19 protein-coding genes are annotated in these 17807 nt (G+C 71.0%); 8 read left to right on the plus strand and 11 right to left on the minus strand.

The features are described 5' to 3' along the window. Window positions 1-22: 22 nt before the first annotated feature. The 6 genes from AB0C35_RS24455 to AB0C35_RS24480 form a co-directional block, all read right to left on the minus strand. The gene (locus tag AB0C35_RS24455; RefSeq protein ID WP_358459798.1) at window positions 23-571 is read right to left on the minus strand and encodes a type II secretion system F family protein; all 549 of its coding nucleotides are present in this window, start codon (window positions 569-571) and stop codon (window positions 23-25) included. A gap of 421 nt (window positions 572-992) precedes the next feature. Next, the gene (locus tag AB0C35_RS24460) at window positions 993-1688 is read right to left on the minus strand and encodes a type II secretion system F family protein (protein ID WP_358459801.1); all 696 of its coding nucleotides are present in this window, start codon (window positions 1686-1688) and stop codon (window positions 993-995) included. Next, window positions 1685-2836, minus strand: coding sequence for a TadA family conjugal transfer-associated ATPase (locus tag AB0C35_RS24465; RefSeq protein WP_358459804.1), 1152 nt, complete (start codon window positions 2834-2836; stop codon window positions 1685-1687). Before AB0C35_RS24465 ends, AB0C35_RS24460 begins: the two co-directional genes overlap by 4 nt. Further along, entirely contained in the window at window positions 2833-3912 is a 1080-nt protein-coding gene (gene ssd, locus AB0C35_RS24470) for a septum site-determining protein Ssd (RefSeq protein WP_358459807.1), read from the minus strand. The genes AB0C35_RS24465 and ssd overlap by 4 nt, the downstream gene beginning before the upstream one ends. 1072 nt (window positions 3913-4984) lie before the next feature. Further along, a complete protein-coding gene (locus AB0C35_RS24475; RefSeq protein WP_358459810.1) occupies window positions 4985-5602 on the minus strand; it encodes a pentapeptide repeat-containing protein in 618 nt (205 codons plus the stop codon). 115 nt (window positions 5603-5717) lie between these two features. Beyond that, window positions 5718-6509 (minus strand): oxidoreductase, encoded by a 792-nt coding sequence (locus tag AB0C35_RS24480; RefSeq protein ID WP_358459813.1) that lies wholly within the window; start codon window positions 6507-6509, stop codon window positions 5718-5720. 246 nt (window positions 6510-6755) lie between these two features. On the opposite strand from AB0C35_RS24480, the gene acs reads away from it, so the two are divergent. The 5 genes from acs to AB0C35_RS24505 all read left to right on the plus strand — a co-directional run bounded on the left by acs (window position 6756) and on the right by AB0C35_RS24505 (window position 10894). Beyond that, the gene (acs, locus tag AB0C35_RS24485) at window positions 6756-8723 is read left to right on the plus strand and encodes an acetate--CoA ligase (protein ID WP_358459815.1); all 1968 of its coding nucleotides are present in this window, start codon (window positions 6756-6758) and stop codon (window positions 8721-8723) included. A gap of 125 nt (window positions 8724-8848) precedes the next feature. Continuing rightward, on the plus strand, window positions 8849-9037 hold the full coding sequence (locus AB0C35_RS24490) for a Na+/H+ antiporter NhaA (RefSeq protein ID WP_358459818.1): 189 nt from the start codon (window positions 8849-8851) through the stop codon (window positions 9035-9037). Between the two features lie 12 nt (window positions 9038-9049). Continuing rightward, on the plus strand, window positions 9050-9481 hold the full coding sequence (locus AB0C35_RS24495; protein ID WP_358459821.1) for a phage holin family protein: 432 nt from the start codon (window positions 9050-9052) through the stop codon (window positions 9479-9481). 8 nt (window positions 9482-9489) lie between these two features. Next, on the plus strand, window positions 9490-10413 hold the full coding sequence (locus AB0C35_RS24500) for an alpha/beta hydrolase (RefSeq protein ID WP_358459824.1): 924 nt from the start codon (window positions 9490-9492) through the stop codon (window positions 10411-10413). Window positions 10414-10534: 121 nt separating this feature from the next. Further along, window positions 10535-10894: a DUF309 domain-containing protein gene (locus AB0C35_RS24505; RefSeq protein ID WP_358459827.1), complete on the plus strand. Its 360-nt coding sequence runs from the start codon at window positions 10535-10537 to the stop codon at window positions 10892-10894. Between the two features lies 1 nt (window position 10895). Here AB0C35_RS24505 and AB0C35_RS24510 read toward each other — a convergent pair whose 3' ends face one another. The 3 genes from AB0C35_RS24510 to nth all read right to left on the minus strand — a co-directional run bounded on the left by AB0C35_RS24510 (window position 10896) and on the right by nth (window position 13800). Continuing rightward, window positions 10896-12092: a MarP family serine protease gene (locus AB0C35_RS24510; protein ID WP_358459830.1), complete on the minus strand. Its 1197-nt coding sequence runs from the start codon at window positions 12090-12092 to the stop codon at window positions 10896-10898. Window positions 12093-12281: 189 nt separating this feature from the next. Continuing rightward, entirely contained in the window at window positions 12282-12941 is a 660-nt protein-coding gene (locus tag AB0C35_RS24515; RefSeq protein WP_358459833.1) for a CoA pyrophosphatase, read from the minus strand. Window positions 12942-12993: 52 nt separating this feature from the next. Beyond that, on the minus strand, window positions 12994-13800 hold the full coding sequence (gene nth / locus AB0C35_RS24520) for an endonuclease III (protein WP_358459836.1): 807 nt from the start codon (window positions 13798-13800) through the stop codon (window positions 12994-12996). A 62-nt stretch (window positions 13801-13862) separates the two neighbouring features. On the opposite strand from nth, the gene AB0C35_RS24525 reads away from it, so the two are divergent. Continuing rightward, window positions 13863-14744 carry an SDR family NAD(P)-dependent oxidoreductase gene (locus AB0C35_RS24525; RefSeq protein WP_358459839.1) on the plus strand — a complete coding sequence of 294 codons (882 nt, stop codon included), beginning with the start codon at window positions 13863-13865 and terminating at the stop codon, window positions 14742-14744. Then, window positions 14741-15280 carry a carboxymuconolactone decarboxylase family protein gene (locus AB0C35_RS24530; RefSeq protein ID WP_358459841.1) on the plus strand — a complete coding sequence of 180 codons (540 nt, stop codon included), beginning with the start codon at window positions 14741-14743 and terminating at the stop codon, window positions 15278-15280. The genes AB0C35_RS24525 and AB0C35_RS24530 overlap by 4 nt, the downstream gene beginning before the upstream one ends. Before the next feature lie 22 nt (window positions 15281-15302). Here the strand turns inward: AB0C35_RS24530 and AB0C35_RS24535 are convergent, their stop codons facing one another. Beyond that, window positions 15303-15929: a TetR/AcrR family transcriptional regulator gene (locus tag AB0C35_RS24535; protein ID WP_358459843.1), complete on the minus strand. Its 627-nt coding sequence runs from the start codon at window positions 15927-15929 to the stop codon at window positions 15303-15305. Window positions 15930-16159: 230 nt separating this feature from the next. Between AB0C35_RS24535 and AB0C35_RS24540 the strand changes: the two genes are divergently transcribed. Beyond that, window positions 16160-16846, plus strand: coding sequence for a Crp/Fnr family transcriptional regulator (locus AB0C35_RS24540; RefSeq protein ID WP_131981365.1), 687 nt, complete (start codon window positions 16160-16162; stop codon window positions 16844-16846). Window positions 16847-16897: 51 nt separating this feature from the next. Here the strand turns inward: AB0C35_RS24540 and AB0C35_RS24545 are convergent, their stop codons facing one another. After that, on the minus strand, window positions 16898-17680 hold the full coding sequence (locus AB0C35_RS24545; protein ID WP_358460002.1) for an MBL fold metallo-hydrolase: 783 nt from the start codon (window positions 17678-17680) through the stop codon (window positions 16898-16900). Window positions 17681-17807 lie beyond the last annotated feature (127 nt).

Here is a 17807-nt window from a genome sequence, read left to right on the forward strand (position 1 = left end):
GGCGCACTGTGGATAACTCCGGTCACCGCGGCAGGAGAATCGTCGAGGCGATCCCGGCGACGGCGGGGACGACGCCGAGCAGAACGAAGGCGGGAAGAAAGCACAAGCCGAGCGGGGCGAGCGCGCGGATGCCCGCCGACCGCGCCCTGGCCGCCGCGGCCGAGCGCGCCACACGGCGCTGGTCTCGTGCGAGGCGGCTCAGGGACGGGGCCAGTGCGGCGCCGGTGGACGCCGCCCTGACAGCCGTGCGGGCCAGCGGAGCGAGCATCGGCTCCTTCGCGAGCGTGAGCCATGCTTCGGCCGGGTCGGCCCCTAACCGGATCTGGGTGGAGACCGCTCGCAACTCGTCCCCGAGCGGGCCGCCGACCGCGTCCGCGACGGCGGTGACCGCGTCATGCCAGGGGGCGCCGCCGCGCAGGCAGGCCGCGAGAAGGTCCACCGCCACGGGCAGGTCCGCGACGAGGCGCGCCCGCCTGCGTCTGCGTTCCGCGTTCCCCAGGCGGCCGAACGAGAACCAGACAGCCGTCGCGACCAGGACGCCGATCGCCGTTCCGGCCGGCCCGCCCAGCATCACCCTGCAGAGCACTCCTGCCATCGCCGCGGCCAGGCATCGGAGGATGACGTCGCGTCTATGGGCTGCGTCTTGCGTCTTGCCAGGCTCGGGTCCCGGCATCGTCTCGATACTCCGGGGTCGGCGGCCATGATCACGCTCGTGCTGACCTTGGCTGCTGCGCTTCTCTTGATCTGGGTTCTGCCGTGTTGGGCGGAGCACCGGCCTCCGGAACTGGTCTCTCAGCCTGTTCGCGGCTGGGTTCGTGGTCATGGGAAGAAGGAAGGCCGACGCTGCCGCGCATAGCACGGCCATCAACGCCATCATCAGAGCTCCTTGAGCGTGGGGACCCGACAAAGGGAGGGGACGGAGGGCGGTGTGGCACCGGACGGCTCGGGGCCTTGGCCTCGGTGTGCTTTGGGTTGGTTCGCTGGTGTAGCGCTCAGCGGGTGGATTCTGCGGACTTGGCCAGGTGGCGGGTCCAGTAGAGGCCGGTCAGGTTGAGGGCCGTCCCTGTGATCAGGCACGCCGCGCCCGGAAGAGTGCCGAAGAGGAAGGGGATCGGGTGCGCGCCCAGAGCCGCCGCCATGGCCAGGCCCAGGAGGGGCAGTACGGCGAGAAGCCGGGCTGTTGCCCTGGGGCCGGCCAACTGGACGGAGACGTCCTGGCGTTGGGACTCTTCGTCGCGGAGGGCGACGGCCAGTCCGTCCAGGACGGTGGCGAGGGTGCCGCCGCGTTCGGAGCCGACGCGCCAGCAGGCCGCCAGGAGGCGGAGACCTTCGGCGCCCGGCCGGGCCGCGAGTTCCCCCAAGTGCTCCGAAGGTGGTCGGGGGATGCTGAGCAGTTCCTTCGAGACGTGCGGGTCCAGGACCGTGGCGGCCGCTGTGAACGCGTCGTCGGGGGTTCGGCCCGCGGCGAGTTCGGCGGCCATGGCGTCGCACAGTTCGATGACGGATGCGCGCCGTCGGCGGGGGCGGGTTCTCCGTTCTTGGAACGCATCGGCTCTTGCCTTGACGAGGATGATCGGGTTGTCGGGCGGGCTGGTGACGAGGCGGTCCAGGCGGCGCGCAGCGGGAGCAGGGGTCAGAAGCATCCAGACGGCGGCGGCCGAACAGAGAATTGCCAATGTGTTGATCACGGGCCTTCTCCCAGCCTGGTGGCGAGGGACACTGCGCCCGGGGAGCGGATGACCTCGCCGGACGCGGTGAACGAGACCGCGGGGACGACGCCGACCAGGCCGTCGGGCGCTCGGCGGAGGAGGCAGATCTCCGCCACGCGGCGGCGTCCTCCGCCCGGTTCGCGGACCAGGTGGACCACGATGTCCAGCGCGGCGGCCAACTGGCTGTGGACGGCCTCCCGGGTCAGACCGGCCGCGCATGCCAGGGCTTCGAGGCGGGCGGGCACGTCCCCCGCCGTGTTGGCGTGCAGGGTGCCGCAGCCCCCTTCGTGGCCCGTGTTCAAGGCCTGCAGCAGGACCACGACCTCCGGGCCTCTGACCTCGCCCACCACCAGACGGTCGGGACGCATGCGGAGGGCCTGGCGGACGAGGTCGTTCAGGGTCACGCCTCCGGCGCCCTCCATGTTGGGCGGTCGTGCTTCCAGCCTGACCACGTGAGGGTGGGACGGTTTCAGCTCGGCGGAGTCCTCCACGAGGAGGAGCCGTTCGGCGGGATCTGCCAGTGAGAGGAGCGAGCTCAGCAAGGTCGTCTTGCCGGTTCCCGTTCCGCCGGTGACCAGGAAGGCGGCCCGGGATTCGATCAAGGCGGCGAGCAGGTCGGCGCCCTCGGGCGGGATGGTGCCCGCGGCGATGAGCTCGTCGAGCGTGAAGGCGCGGCGGCGAGGGAGCCGCAGGGACAGGCAGGTCCCCGTGGCGGCCACGGGCGGGAGGACGGCGTGCAGCCGCACTCCGCCCGGCAGCCGTGCGTCGGCGTAGGGGGCGGCGTCGTCCAGGCGTCGTCCGGCGGCGGCGGTCAGGCGCTGGGCCAGGCGGCGGAGGGACGGCTCGTCCGGGAACCGCAGCGCGGTGCGGACGAGACCGGAGCCCGCGTCGACCCAGACCTCGTCGGGACCGTTCACCAGGACGTCCGTGACGTCCGGGGAGCGCAGGAGTGGCTCCAGGGGCCCGGCGCCGACGAACTCGGCGTGTAATTCGTCGGCGAGGGTGAGCACTTCGCGATCGCCGAGCAGGCGTCCCTCCGCGCGCAGGGCCGCGGCGACCCGGCCTGTGGTCGGCTCGCCGCCGGAGTCGGCCAGCCTGTCGCGGATGGCGTCGGACAGCCCGGTCATGCGGCCTCCTCCCGGTACGCGTAGGGCTGGAGGGCGAGGTTGGCGAGTACGCCGGCGCAGAACTCGGCGAGAGGTCCTCGGCGGCAGGCCCGTTCGAGGCCGCCCTCGTCGATGGCGGTGGGGAGGCGGCGGTCGCGTTCGAAGGCGCCGGCGGACGGGATGTCGAGCGCGTGCGCGACGGCGCCGGCGGTGAGCCCGCCGGGGGCCGGGCCCTGGACGACGAGGCGCACGTCGGCGGTGTCGCGGCGGAGGGAGGCGGCGAGGCCGTCGGCGGCGACGGTCGCGCGGACCTCGGCCGGGACGAGCAGGAACGTGATGTCGGCGGAGCGCAGGGCCGCGCGGCCGACGTCGCCGGGATAGCGGGGCACGTCCACGATGACCAGGTCGAAGCCGCGGACGGCCGCGTCGAACAGGGACCGGACGGCGTCGTCGGAGACCGGGACCGGTTCACCGCGCCGCCAGGACAGGACGGACAGGTCACCCGACCGCGGCAGCGTCTCGCGCAGTGTCGCGGTATTCAGCCGGCCCCGCCGTTCGGCGAGGTCGTGCCAGCGAACGCCCTCGTGCTCCTCCAGGCCGAGCATGAGATCGACGCCGCCACCGAACGGGTCGGCGTCGACGAGCAGCGTGCGCAGGCCCTGGCCGGCGGCCGTGAGACCAAGCGCGGTGGCGAGGACGCTGGCGCCCGCGCCGCCCCGTGAACCGACCACGCAGACCGTGGTGGCCCAGCCGCTCTCGGGTTCACCGGCCGCGGCGAAGGCGTTGATCAGCCAGTCTTCCTGGTCGGGCAGGGCGGCGACGTCCTGCGCGCCGGCCTCGACCGCCAGGCGGTACGTGTCGGACGTGGCACCGTCGCCGGTGACAAGGACGACGCCCGGACGGCGCTGGAGGCCGGCGGACGCCACGTCCCCGGCCGCGTCGGCGCCGACGACGATGAGGGCCGGCCACGTCCAGGCGGCCCTGGCCTCATCGGCGCTGTAGGCGACTTCGGCGTGGGCGTCGGCGGCGGCCGCGAGCCGGAGCAGGCCGTCGGCGAGGGCGGGGTCGCCCGTGACGATCAGTGCCGCGAGGTTCATCGGATACTCCTTCGACGTTCGGTGGGATCCACCTTGCGACGCGGAGTGACCGCGGTGAAGACGTTCCGTGAACTGTGGATAACTTCGCCTCCCTGCTCTTCGACGAGGCGAAGGCACGGCGAGCGGGCATGCCGTGGGAGGGCGTGCCGTGGACGGGCGCGGGGGCCGCCGGCCGGGCGGAGAGGTGGGGTGGCGGGCGCGTTGGCCGGGTGTGCCTGGGTGGGCCGGGGCGGCGGGGCGGTGGCGCTTGTGCGTCTGGCGCCACCGCCCGGCCGCTTCACGGCTGGGCGACCCCCGCCGGGGGGGAGAGCGGGGGTCGCCGGGCGGTCCGGCTCCGGGGGGGTAGAGCCGGCCCGCTTTCCCAAGAAAGTCTCGGGGGAGTTCGGCGTAAGCCGTACGCAAGTTCGCCCTATGGCAGAGGCAAACTCACTGACTCCAGTCTAGGCAGATACAAACATATGCTGCCCGATGGTCGAGAGTTTCGTCGAGACGCAATCTGCCCCTCCCGCGTGACGATTTTCCTCACCTGGTCGGGGTGATGCCCTCGGCGTGCGGGGCGACGGTGTGTGAGACGCCGTCCCACCCTCGACGGGCACCCCGTTCCCGTGCACAAGGAGTGCATCGGGACGGGAGTCGGAGCGTACAGCAGAACTAAAGATCTTTCCTGTCGCCCCGCCGATCCGGCGCAAATAGAAACGATCACGGTGAGTGATCAAAATCGGGACCAGAGAGGTAGTTCCGGATAGTCCGGAATGGCGCGCTCTATCCCATCTTGACCTCACAAGGCACCGGTGTCCCGTCCGGCGCGATGGCCGCCCGCCGGACGCACTTTCCCGAATGGGGGCTTGTCAGCAGGTCAAATGAGGCGTAGACAGGTCATACGGACCACGTGTCCGAGCACGGCAGCCGGGCACCCACGCGCGACCAGCCGCGGGAGGCGCGTCGAGACGGGCTTGACCCGGTCCGACGGATTTGAGGTGCACGCTTGGTAACCCGGTGTGACGTGACTGGCGGCGGCGTCCCGTAGAGGGGCGCCGTTCGCTCCGCTTCAAGGCCGTGGGGCACGGCGGCGCTAGTCGCGGACTTCCAGTCCCAGAGCCGTTGCCACGACGACCGCCTGAAACGGATCGATCACCGCGCGCCTCAGTTCGACGGTGAACGGATCCATCCCGGAGATGTCGCTTCCGCGGAGATCACAGCCGGAAAAGTCCGCCTTGTGGAGTGACGAACCTGACAAGTCGACGCCGCGAATCTCGGCGCCCGCACACCTCGCACCTGTGAGATCGACTTCACGCATCCGTACGTCCGTGAACGACGCGCGGCGGAGGTCGGCGCCCGGAAGGCCGGTGAACGACCAGTCGCCGCCCTCGACCTTCAACAGGTCGTACGTGCAGCCGTCGAACATGCTTCCGATGAGCTTGCAGCCGCTGAAGGTGGCGTCAAAGAAACCGCATCGCACGAACGTGCAGTTCAGGAACGCGGCGTCCGTGTGAGTGGACGCGTTGAAACGCGTGCCGCGGAACGTGCAATCGGTGAAGACGGCGCCGACACCACCGGCCTCGGTCATATCGACGTCCACGAACAGGACGTTTTCGTGGTTCTCACCGGTCAGGTCACGCGAATCCCAGTTCGCCGACGAGATGGTGGTGTCGGTGGGTGCCGCCGGTCGCCCGTGCATGCGATCTGCCATACGCACAGCATGGACCTGCCAGGTGACAGAACCAGACCTGCCGGGCAGAGCCAGACCTGCCAGGCGGCGGAACCAATCCTCCAGGTGGCGGGACCAGACCTGCCGGCTGGCGGGATCAGCCGCGCATGAACGCTTCGCAGATGGCCTGTGAGTCCCGCGCGGAAGCCGCCACGGCCGCCGCGCAGTGAGCGATCCACTGCACGACACCCTCGGAAGTGCCGGACGAGTAGGCGCGGAGCGCTTCGGCGTAGTCGTCGGCGAGTTCCAGGTGCCCGACCTCTGGCGCGACAAGTGACTTGGGGTCCAGGCCACGGGCGACGAAGGTGACCCGCTGGGCGGCGCGGGCGACAAGCCCGTTCCCCCAGCCGAACGGACGCAGCGTCAGCAGCTCGCCGTGCACGATGGCCCCGACCACGAGCGCCGGCGCCTTCGTCGTCTCGGTGAGCAGTCCGCTGAGCGTGTCCAGGCGGAGGGCCACCTCGGACGGCGAAGGCGGCTCGCCCAGGCCCAGCACGTCCTTCACAGTCCCGCCGTCCAAGCGCGGACGTCCGAGATCGGCGTCTTCGACCGCGTCCGCCGCAGCGAGGACGTGAAGTCTCGCGAGCGCCTGCCGCGGGGCATTACGCCACGTCTCCGTCAGCGTCCCCAGTTCAGCGGACACACGCAAAGAGCCTTGAACGACCGGATCGGACGGGTGCTCTGTGGTGCGCAGCTCGTCCAGCGTCACCGATGCGCCTTCGAGGACGGCGGAGGCCCGCGCCCCGCGCAGCGCGGACTCGGTGGACACCTCGGCGCTGCGCCGCCGCAGGATGCGGTGGCCGAGCAGCCGGTCCACGGCGGAACGCGCGTCATCGACGGCGTCGGCGACACCGGGAAGGTTCGCTACATCAGCAAGGGCATCGGTCACGGCCCGACCCTATTCGGTCACCCGCGACGCCCACGCAACGCCCCACGGCGGTGGGCGACGAAAGCGATTTCGGCGCGGCAGACTGGGGAAGGGCTGTTGTGCTGAGCACCGCACAACACGATCCGGAGTCACGGCAACCGGTCGCGCTCTTCTCCGACATCCGGAAGGCGGCCTTGTGGGGACCGGCGCCTTCCTGGTGAAGTGGGGATACCGGGCGACCCCGCTTCAGCTAGCAAGGAGTGCGCGTTGAGCCAGAGCCAAGAAACACTGTCCAACCTTCTTCAGGAGACCCGGCGCTTCCCCCCGCCCGCGGAGCTCGCCGAGTCGGCCAACGTCAAGGCCGAGGCGTACGAGCAGGCAGCGGAGGACAGCCTGGCCTTCTGGGCGGAGCAGGCGGACAGGCTCACCTGGACGAAGCGCTGGGACGACGTCCTGGATTGGAGTAACCCGCCGTTCGCCAAGTGGTTCGTGGGCGGTGAGCTGAACGTCGCCTACAACTGCGTCGACCGTCACGTCGAGGCCGGACGCGGGGCCAAGGTCGCGTTCCACTGGGAGGGCGAGCCCGGCGACTCCCGGACCCTCACCTACGCCGACCTCCAGCGCGAGGTGAACAAGACCGCGAACGCCCTGCTCGAACTGGGCGTCCGCAAGGGCGACCGTGTCGCGATCTACCTGCCGATGATCCCCGAGCTGCCGATCTCGATGCTGGCGTGCGCGCGTATCGGCGCCACCCACTCCGTCGTGTTCGGCGGTTTCTCGTCCACGGCCCTCCGGACCCGCATCGACGACGCGCAGGCCAAGCTCGTCATCACGGCGGACGGCGGGTTCCGGCGCGGCAAGCCGTCCGACCTGAAGGGGATCGTGGACGAGGCCGTCGCGCAGACGCCGACGATCGAGCACGTCATCGTCGTCCGCCGCACCGGCGAGCAGGTGGCGGAGAACGACCGCGACCTGTGGTGGCACGACGTCGTGGAACGGCAGAGTGACCAGCACACCGCCGAGCCCATGGACTCGGAGCACCCGCTGTACATCCTGTACACGTCCGGCACGACCGGGAAGCCGAAGGGCATCCTGCACACCACGGGCGGCTATCTGACCCAGTGCGCGTACACCCACTGGGCGGTGTTCGACCTGAAGCCGGAGAAGGACATCTTCTGGTGCTCGGCCGACATCGGCTGGGTCACCGGGCACTCCTACATCGTGTACGGGCCGCTCGCCAACGGCGCGACCAGCGTCATCTACGAGGGGACGCCCGACACGCCCAACAAGGGCCGCTGGTGGGACATCATCCAGAAGTACAAGGTGTCCATCTTCTACACGGCGCCCACGGCGATCCGCACGTTCATGAAGTGGGGCGACGACATCCCGGCGGAGTACGACCTGTCGTCGCTGCGCGTGCTGGGGTCGGTCGGCGAGCCCATCAACCCCGAGGCCTACGTCTGGTACCGCAAGCACATCGGCGGTGACCGGACCCCGGTGGTGGACACGTGGTGGCAGACCGAGACCGGCGCCATCATGATCAGTCCGCTGCCCGGCGTCACGGAGTGCAAGCCGGGCGCGGCGATGCGTCCGCTGCCGGGCATCGCCGCCGACGTGGTGGACGACCAGGGCCGGTCGGTGCCGAACGGCGGCGGCGGCTTCATGGTGGTCAGGGAGCCGTGGCCGGGCATGCTGCGGACGATCTGGGGCGACGACGAACGGTACGTCAAGACGTACTGGTCGCGTTTCGAGGGCCTGTACTTCGCCGGTGACGGCGCCAAGAAGGACACCGACGGCGACATGTGGCTGCTCGGCCGCGTGGACGACGTCATGCTCGTGTCCGGCCACAACATCTCCACGACGGAGGTGGAGTCGGCCCTGGTCGCGCACCCGAAGGTCGCCGAGGCGGCGGTCGTGGGGGCGACGGACCCGGTCACCGGGCAGGCCATCGTCGCGTTCGTCATCCCCCGCGGCGACGCCGGCGGGGACGTGGAGGGCGAGGAGTTCCTGCGGGAACTGCGCGACCACGTCGCCAAGGTGCTCGGCCCGATCGCGAAGCCCCGGCAGATCATGATGGTGCCGGAGCTGCCCAAGACCCGCTCCGGCAAGATCATGCGGCGGCTGCTGCGGGACGTCGCCGAGAACCGCAGCATCGGCGACGTCACCACGCTCGCCGACAGCACGGTCATGGACCTCATCTCCGAGAAGCTGCCCAGCGCCAAGTCCGACGACTGACCGCATGTCCGACGACTGACCGCGAACGACGACTGACCGCGAGTCCGACGACCGACCGCGAACGACGCGGCCCGCGCCCGGTGGACGGCCCACCGGCGCGGGCCGCCGTCATGATCGGTAGGTTCATGGGGTCTTCACGGGGTCTTCACGGGGTGGGTTTCACCGTTTCGCTGCTGATCGGCGGTTTGGCCTATACCGACCCGTCACAATTCGAGAGAGTGACGACTGCGGTCCTGATCGCGAGCATTCTCGCCTCGGCGGCCGCGGCCGTCGTCTTCCGGAGAAGGGTGCGTCTGCGCGCGCGCCCGGACTAAGGAGAAATCGATATGTCGGAGGCTCTACCGGGCGAGCGCGTCGAGGACAAGTCCGTCGGCGAGCTGGTCGCGCTGGCGTCGAGCAACGTCTCCAACCTCATCAGGGCGGAGATGGCCCTGGCCAAGCTGGAACTCAAGGCCGACGCCAAGAAGGCGGCGATCAGCAGCGTGATGTTCACCATCGCCGCGGTGATGGGCGGGCTCGTCGTCATCCTGCTGTCGATCTCGCTCGCGTACGGCCTGGTGGGGCTCGGCATCTGGCACTGGCTCGCGTTCCTCATCGTCGCGGTCGTGTACGTGGTGCTCGCGGGCCTCCTGATGCTCATCGCCAAGCGGTTCATCAAGAAGATCGAAGGGGCGAAGCGGACCCGCAAGACGCTGAAGCACGACCTGGCCGCGCTCCGCCGCCGCGGCGACTCCGACGCCCCCGAGCTGACGGCCTGACGCACGCCATGTCCGGGAACGAGGCATCACTGATCGAGGTCGACGGACCCTGGACCCACCGGCAGGTCAGCGCCGGCGGGACGCGGTTCCACGTCGCCGAGGCCGGTGAGGGGCCTCTGGTCCTGCTCCTGCACGGCTTCCCCGAGTTCTGGTGGTCGTGGCACAACCAGCTCGTGTCGCTGCCCGCGGCCGGCTACCGGGCGGCGGCGGTCGATCTGCGCGGGTACGGCGGCAGCGACAAACCGCCCCGCGGCTACGACCTGGTCACGCTGGCCGGGGACGCCGCCGGGCTCGTCCGCGCGCTGGGGGAGGCCAACGCGATCGTCGTCGGGCACGACTGGGGCGGACTGCTCGCCTGGACGATGGGCGTCTACCACCCGAAGGTCGTCCAGCGGCTCGCCGTGGTCAGCGCCCCGCATCCGCTTCGGCTGCGCCAGGCCGTCACCAGTGACCCGCGCGGGCAAGGGTGGGCGACGCGGCACACGTTCGGTTTCCAGTTGCCGCTGTGGCCCGAGCGGCGGCTCGTCCGCGACAACGCGGCGCTGGTGGGGAGGCTTCTGCACGAATGGTCCGCCCCGGGCTGGCCGGACGAACGCACAGAGCAGCTCGTCAGGAAGGCCGTGCAGATTCCGGGGGCGGCGCACAGTGCGCTGGAGTACCACCGCTGGCTCATCCGTTCGGTGGCCCGCCCGGACGGTATCCGCTACGCGCACCGTATGCGCGCCCCCATCCAGGTACCCACGCTCCAGTTGCACGGCACGCTCGACACGTGCACCCTCCCGGGCAGTGCGCAGGGCTCCGGCCGCTACGTGGCCGCCCCCTACCGCTGGAAGCTCATCGACGGGGCCGGTCATTTCCCTCACCAGGAACGCCCGCGGGCGTTCGACGCCCAGCTTCTCGGCTGGCTCGCCGACCCCGAACCCGAACGCTGAGCGGACACCCGCGTACCGTGGAGGGATGCGGGATCGGGACGAGGCTGGACGCCCACGCAACGCACGGCCGCGCGACGCGTACGGGCGACCTCTGCCTCACGGCGCGTCCGGCATACCCACGATGCCCGAAGACATCGACCTGCCACCCGCCGAGGCCCTGGTCGAGGCACAGCGTCTCCTGGACGAAGACCGTCCGTTCCATGCGCACGAGGTACTGGAAGCGGTCTGGAAGGCGGCCCCGGAGCCCGAACGGGAGTTGTGGAGAGGTCTGGCACAGGTCGCGGTAGGGATAACCCATCTGCGCCGCGGAAACACGCGCGGCGCCGAGGCACTCCTCAGCCGCGCCGCCGACCGCCTCGTCCCGTACGCGGCCGTCCCTCCGCACGGCATCGACGTCCAGGGAGTGGTTCAACGCACACGTGCGCTGGCCGCCGACCGTCCTGAGGACGGCCCGATCACCGTCCGCCTCGTCAAGGCGTAACTCAGTCAGAGCACCTCTGCGTGGACACCGGTGTCGTGGCGTTCCGCCCCACGCGCGCGTCTGGGGCGACCTCCTTCGCGGTGAGGGCGTAGCCGGTGGACGGCGTGTCCAGCGCCGCCGCGAAGATGACGCCGTAGACGCGGCCGTCGGTGGTCAGCAGCGGGCCACCGGAGTTGCCGGGCTCGACCTTGCCGCGTATGGCGTAGATCTCACGGCTGACCTGGCCGGAGTGGTAGATGTCCGGGCCGCGCGCCGTCTGCCGGGCGCGGATGCGGGCGGCGCCGGCGGTGAACGGCTGGTTCTTCGGGAAACCGGCGATGATCGCGTCGTCGCGGACGCGGGCCTCGTCGGCGAACTTCAGCGCGGGCGCCCGCAGCCCCGGCACGTACAGGACGGCGACGTCGCGCTTGGGGTCGTACAGGACGACGCGTCCGCGGCCGGTCTCGCCGTTCACGGTGGCGACCCTCGACTGGCCGCGGGCCCCGGCGACGACGTGCGCGTTGGTCATGATGTGCTGCGGCGCGAACACGAACCCGGTGCCTTCGATCCGGCGCTGGCACTGCGGCGCCGTGCTGACGATCTTCACGATGCTGCCGCGGGCGGCCTTCAGTCCCCGGGTGTTCAGGACCGACTCGTCCGGTGGCGGCACCTGCACCACGGACTCGCCGCCGAGGCCGTTGAAGACCTGCGGGAACTCGCTGCTCTTCACGAAGCCCTGGAACGAGGTGAACCAGGACTGCGCCTGCGGCGGCATCACGTCGTTGATGCCGCCGATGATGGAGGAGCCCTTGACCTGGGTCCGGACGGGCTTGAACCCGGAGTTGGCGAACAGGCTGCCGAAGAACCAGGCGACGATCAGCAGCGACATGGCGCTGACGAAGGCGCCGCCGACCGCGTCGGCCGTCCGGGCGTTCATGCCGGTCACCCGGTTGCGCAGGATGGCGCCGAGGGAGGACGCGAGCAGCTGCCCGAACGTGGCGGCCAGGAACGCGATGACGATGGCGAGGAGGACCTGCTGCGCGGCGCCCTCCACCGTGGCCTCCGCGATCGGCGGCGCGATCAGCACTCCGGCGACGCCGCCGCCGACGAAGCCGCCAAAGCTCAGCAGGCTCACGATGAAGCCCTGCCGGTAGCCCGAGACTCCGAACAGCACGACGAGCACGAGCAGGATGAGATCAAGAATGTGGTCGTGCAGCACCGCTTCACCGTATAGGTCCGCGCCCCCGGTTAACGTCCCCTCGATGTACCAGATTCGGGTGCGTTGAGTAGGCGTCGGGTGTGATGCACGCCCGTCGCCGTCGTCGCCCGGGATGAGATCATCCGCCTGACCTGCGGTTCGTCTCGTCGCGCCGGGTGCAGGCGGTCATCGCCGCCGGTCCGGGGGTGCTCAGCCGCGGGAGGCGAGGTTCAGGACCTCCGGCGGAAGCTCCTCGACGCGGCCGGTGTCCCAGGGGCGGTTCCAGCCGCCGGCGTCCAGGACCTGGGTGAGCAGCGCCGCCGTGAACCCCCACACGAATATGTCCCGGACGTGGAACGCCGGGCCGAGCTTGATCCCGGACGGGTGCCGGACCATCATCCGGTTCGCCGGGTCGACGAGTTCGCCTATGGGGACGCGTGCGACCGCCGCGACTTCGCCGGGGTGGCCGGGGGCGACGTCCGACGGCTCCCGCCACCAGCCGGCGACGGGTGTGACGCGGTGCTCGCTGCGCGGCAGGTACAGCTCGGGCAGGGAGCACAGGACGTCCACGCCGGCCGGTTCGACGCCGGCCTCCTCCCACGCCTCGCGCAGCGCCGCCGCGACGGGCCCGTCGTCCTCGGGGTCGATGCGGCCGCCGGGGAAGGCCGCCTGACCGGCGTGCTTGTTGAGCGTGGCCGCGCGTTCGGTGAGCAGCACGTCGGGGCCGTCCGGGCCTTCGCCGAACAGGATCAGGACGGCGGCCGCGCGGGCGGCGGAGGCGGGCCGGAACATCGGCGGCACCTGCATCCGGGGGCCTTCGGTGCGGAAGCGTTCGAGCCATGGAGGGCAACTGGGGGCGGTCTCGGTCACGTCCGTCCCAACTCCCCGGCGCCCGCGTTCCTTCCCGGCGTCCGCGCCCGCGTCATGAGAACGGCCCGGGTTTGACGAGCTTGCGCGCGGTCTCCTCGTCGATCGGGCCTTCGCCGAACGACGGGCACAGCCGTGCGAGGGGACATGCGCCGCAGGCGGGACGGCGCGCATGGCAGATGCGGCGGCCGTGCCAGATCAGCCTGTGCGAAAGCATCGTCCAGTCCTTGCGCGGGATGAGTTCGCCGATCTCCTGTTCGACCTTCACCGGGTCGTCTTCGGCCGTCCAGGCGAACCGGCGGGCCAGGCGGCCGAAGTGAGTGTCGACGGTGATTCCGGGGACGTCGAACGCGTTTCCCAGGACGACGTTGGCCGTCTTGCGTCCGACGCCGGGCAGGGTGACGAGGTCTTCGAGCCGCCCCGGGACCTCTCCGCCGAACTTGTCGCGCAGAGCGGCGGACAGCCCCATCACCGACTTGGTCTTGGCGCGGAAGAACCCGGTGGGTTTCAGGATCGCCTCAACGTCCTCGGGGTTGGCGGCGGCCAGATCCTCCGGCGTGGGGTACTTGGCGAACAGGCCCGGCGTGGTCAGGTTCACCCGCATGTCGGTGGTCTGCGCCGACAGGACGGTCGCGACGAGCAGCTGGAACGGGGTGCCGAAGTTCAGCTCGCAGTGCGCGTCGGGGTAGGTCTCGGCCAGGATCCGGTTGATCCGGCGCGCCCGCCGCACGAGCGCGAGCCGGGTCTCGGGCTTGCGCCCCGCACCGCCACCGCCCCGCGGGGTGCGCCCGCCCTTCTGACCCGCATCGCTCGGGGCCGCACTGCTGGGGCCCGCACCGCTCGGGGCCGCATTGGTCGCCATGCCGCCAGGGTAGAGCCTTCCTTAAAAAGACACGCATGTTCTTTTATGCTAAGGTCACCCGCATGATTTTCGACTCCTCCCGGTGGACGGCGACCCTCGCCGGACGGCGCGTACTGATCACGGGCGCCGCCCGGGGCATCGGCGCCGCCCTGGCCACCAGGCTGCACGAACGCGGCGCGCGGGTCGCGCTCACCGGCCTGGAGCCCGAACAGCTCGCCGCCGTCGCCGCCGAATGCGGGCAGGCCCCATGGTGGGCCTGCGACGTTACCGACCGCGGCAAGGTCGAGGAAGTCGCGAACGACGCGGCGCGCGAACTGGGCGGCCTGGACGTGGTCGTGGCCAACGCCGGTGTCGCCGCGCAGATGCCGATCATCCATGGGGACCCGTCCATCCTGGAACAGAGCCTGCGCGTGAACGTCCTGGGCGTCCACAACACCCTCCGGGCGGCCGGACCCCACATCAGCCATGAACGCGGCTACGCGCTGGCCGTGGCGTCCCTCGCGGCGGCCGTGCACGCGCCGCTGCTGGGCGCCTACAGCGCGTCCAAGGCCGCTGTGGAGGCGCTGGGCAACACGCTGAGGGCCGAGCTTCGTCCGTCCGGCGCGAAGGCCGGCGTCGCCTACTTCGCCGAACTCGACACCGACATGACGCGGCGGGGGTTCGACACCAAGGCGGCGTCCGCCCTCATGAACGCGGGTGCGAGCAGCAGCCTCCTTTCGAGCGTCGCGCCGCTGCGCGTGGGGATCGACGCGCTGGAACGCGGAATCGCCCGTCGCTCCAAGCGCGTCTTCGCACCCTGGTGGGTCGGCGGCGTCCTGCCGGTCAGGATGATCGCGCAGCCCGTCGTCGACCGCGCCGTCCAGCGCGGCCTCGGCCAGATCCTCGAAATCGCGCGGACGGAACAGGTCGAACTGACCACACCGCAGCCGGAGTCCCACCGGTGACGGCGCCCCGCGCCACCCCCGGCCGGATCCGGGACGTGGGAGTGGTGAACTGGCTCGCCTGCCAGATCGCGGGCAGGGCCGCCGGCACGGGACCGCCGAACCTGTTCCTGACCCTGGCGCGCCGCCGCGGCCTGTTCCGCGGCTGGCTGTGGTTCGCCGGACGGCTCATGCCCGGCGGCACCCTGCCGCGCCGGGAGACCGAACTGGTGATCCTCCGCGTCGCCCATCTGCGCGACTGCCGCTACGAGTTCGACCACCACGTCCGCCTCGCCCGCCGCGCCGGCGTCCGCGAACGCGACGTCGAGCGTCTCAAGGAGGGGCCGGACGCGGCCGGCTGGAACCCCCGCGAGCGGGCGATCCTCACCGCGACCGACCAGCTCCACGACCGGCGCGACCTCGACGACGACGCCTGGACGGCGCTCCGCACCTACCTCACCGAGGGCGAGTGCGTCGAGCTGACCGTGCTCGCCGGCCACTACGAGATGCTCGCCACCGTGATCACGGCGCTGCGCATCCAGCCCGACGAGCACCGCTGAAGCCCATCGCGTCTCCGGTGCGTCAGCCGTCCAGGGCGCCCGACGCCAGCAGGAGGCGCACATGGTCGATGACCGGCGGGCCGACCGCGCGGAGCGCCTCCATGTCGCCCGCCGCGACCGCCGGCGTCACCATCGCACCCACCGCCGACACGACGATCTGGCAGGCGAACGCGGCGGCCTCACCGCTCAGCCCCATCATCTCGGCGAGGGCCTCGGCAAGGTCGTGCTGGATCTCCGAGCGCCGCTGAATGGCCTCCGGACCCGCCGCGTACACCTCCACCAGGAAGAGCCGCGCATAACCCGGTTCCGACGCCAGCGCCTCCAGGTAGGCGGTGAAGGCACGCTCGAACCGGGCCATCGGGGTGCCCCCGCCCTCCGCGGCGCCCTCCAGCTGATACCAGAGCAGCGCGCTCGCCTTGTCGAACGCCGCCATGAAGCAGTCGAGCTTGGACGAGAACAAGCCGTAGAAGCTCTGGCGGGACACCCTGGCCCGCCTCAGCACGTCCTCGACCGACGTGCCCACGTAGCCCTTCTCCGTCATCGCCGCCGCCATGGCCACGCAGAGGCGGTCGCGATGCACCCGCTCGACCTCCGAGCGGGAGAGCGCGTGACGCCCCCGGGGAAGCCTGCGCGGCGAGGACTGGGACATCCGCTCAGATTAGGGCACCACCGCTACACCTCCGGGACCGTCCGGTTAGGGGCGATGAGACCGCTGTGATGGCATTCACCCAAAGGTCCGTACACTGGGCGAACGGGACCGCGGCGCCCCGGCGAGGCCGGAGAGCCCGGTCCCGCGTTTCGGCGCGCCGTGACCCTGCCTTCACGTACGCGGTGGGACGTACGTCACACTATGCATGTAGGTGTTCGAGGAGGAGAAGCGTGACCGATCGCGACGTGGACGTTCTGAGCAGAGCCCCGCTCTTCGAGGCCCTCGACGAGCAGGGCGCCAAGGCGCTGCGCGCCAACGTGACCGAGGTGCGTCTCGCCCGCGGTCAGACACTGTTCAACGAGGGCGAGACCGGAGACCGGCTGTACGTCGTTCTCGAAGGCAAGATCAAGCTGACCCGGACCGCGCCCGACGGCCGGGAGAACCTGCTGAGCGTGCTCGGCCCCAGCGAGATGTTCGGTGAGCTGTCGCTTTTCGACCCGCGTCCCCGGACGGCGAGCGCCATAGCGGTGACGGAGGTGCGCCTGGCCGGTCTGGGCCACGATGATCTCCGTCCCTGGCTGACGGGCCACCCCGAAGTGGCCGTCCAGCTGCTTCGCGCGCTCGCGCAGCGGCTGCGCAAGACCAACGACGTCATGGCCGACCTGGTGTTCACCGACGTCCCCGGGCGCGTCGCCAAGGCGCTGCTCGACCTCGCGGAGCGCTTCGGCCAGCCGTCCGAGGCCGGCCTGCACGTTCACCACGACCTCACCCAGGAGGAACTGGCGCAGCTCGTCGGGGCGTCCCGGGAGACGGTCAACAAGGCGCTCGCCGACTTCGCTCAGCGCAACTGGCTGCGCATAGAGGCCCGCGCCGTCGTCATCCTCGACATCGAGCGCCTCCGCAAGCGCTCGAAGTAGCGCCCGGCCGCTGGGCCGACCACCGGCGCGGCGCGGCGCGAGCGCGTCCGCTCAGCGCTCGTTCAGGTAGTCGAGCTGGGACTGGACGGACGCCTCGGCGGCGGGCCAGAGCGACTTGTCGACGTCGGCGTAGACGCGTTCGACGACCTCGCGGGCGGTCCGCGCGCCCGCGGCGACCGCGGCCTCGACCTGGGCGAGGCGCTCGCGGCGATGGTCGATGTAGTGGTCGAGGACGGCGATCGGGTCGTCCAGCTTCGGCCCGTGGCCGGGGAGGATGGTGGCGGCCTCGACGTCGGCGGAGAACGCGCGGAGCCGGTCCAGCGAGCCGAGGTAGTCGCTGAGCCTGCCCTCGAGAACGGTCGTCCCGTACCCGAGGACGGTGTCGCCGGTGAGAACGGCGCCGTCCGCCGGCAGCCAGAACGTCAGCGAGTCGTCGCTGTGGCCCGGCGTCTCCATGATCCGCAGCTCCAGGCCGCCGGTCGTGACGACGTCCCCCTCCGAGAGCCCCTCGTCGCCGAGCCGGTGCCGCGGGTCGAGCGCCCGCACCTTGACGGACCCGCCGGCCAGCTTCGCGAACTTCCCCGCGCCCGCGGAGTGGTCGGGGTGGCCGTGAGTGAGCAGGATGAGACCGACGCGGCGTCCCTGGGCCTCGACGGTCTCCAGGACGCGCCGCAGGTGCTTGCCGTCCTTGGGGCCCGGGTCGACGACGACGGCCTCGTCGGCGCCGGGCTCCGCGATGATCCACGTGTTGGTGCCGTCCAGGGTCATGGCGGACGGGTTCTGGGCAAGCACACATATCGCCCGTTCAGTGCCCATCCCGTCGATCTCCGTCATGTCCCCCATCCTGCCCGAGACCCGATCGGGGTGACGGACCGGGTTCCAGCCGAGCCGGTCGAGATGCCGCAGCGCCGACGTGCCCGCCAGCCGCCACATGAACGCCCGCCCACCGCGCACGGCGCCC

The sequence above is a fragment of the Spirillospora sp. NPDC048819 genome (genome assembly GCF_040650055.1).
Lineage (GTDB): Bacteria > Actinomycetota > Actinomycetes > Streptosporangiales > Streptosporangiaceae > Spirillospora.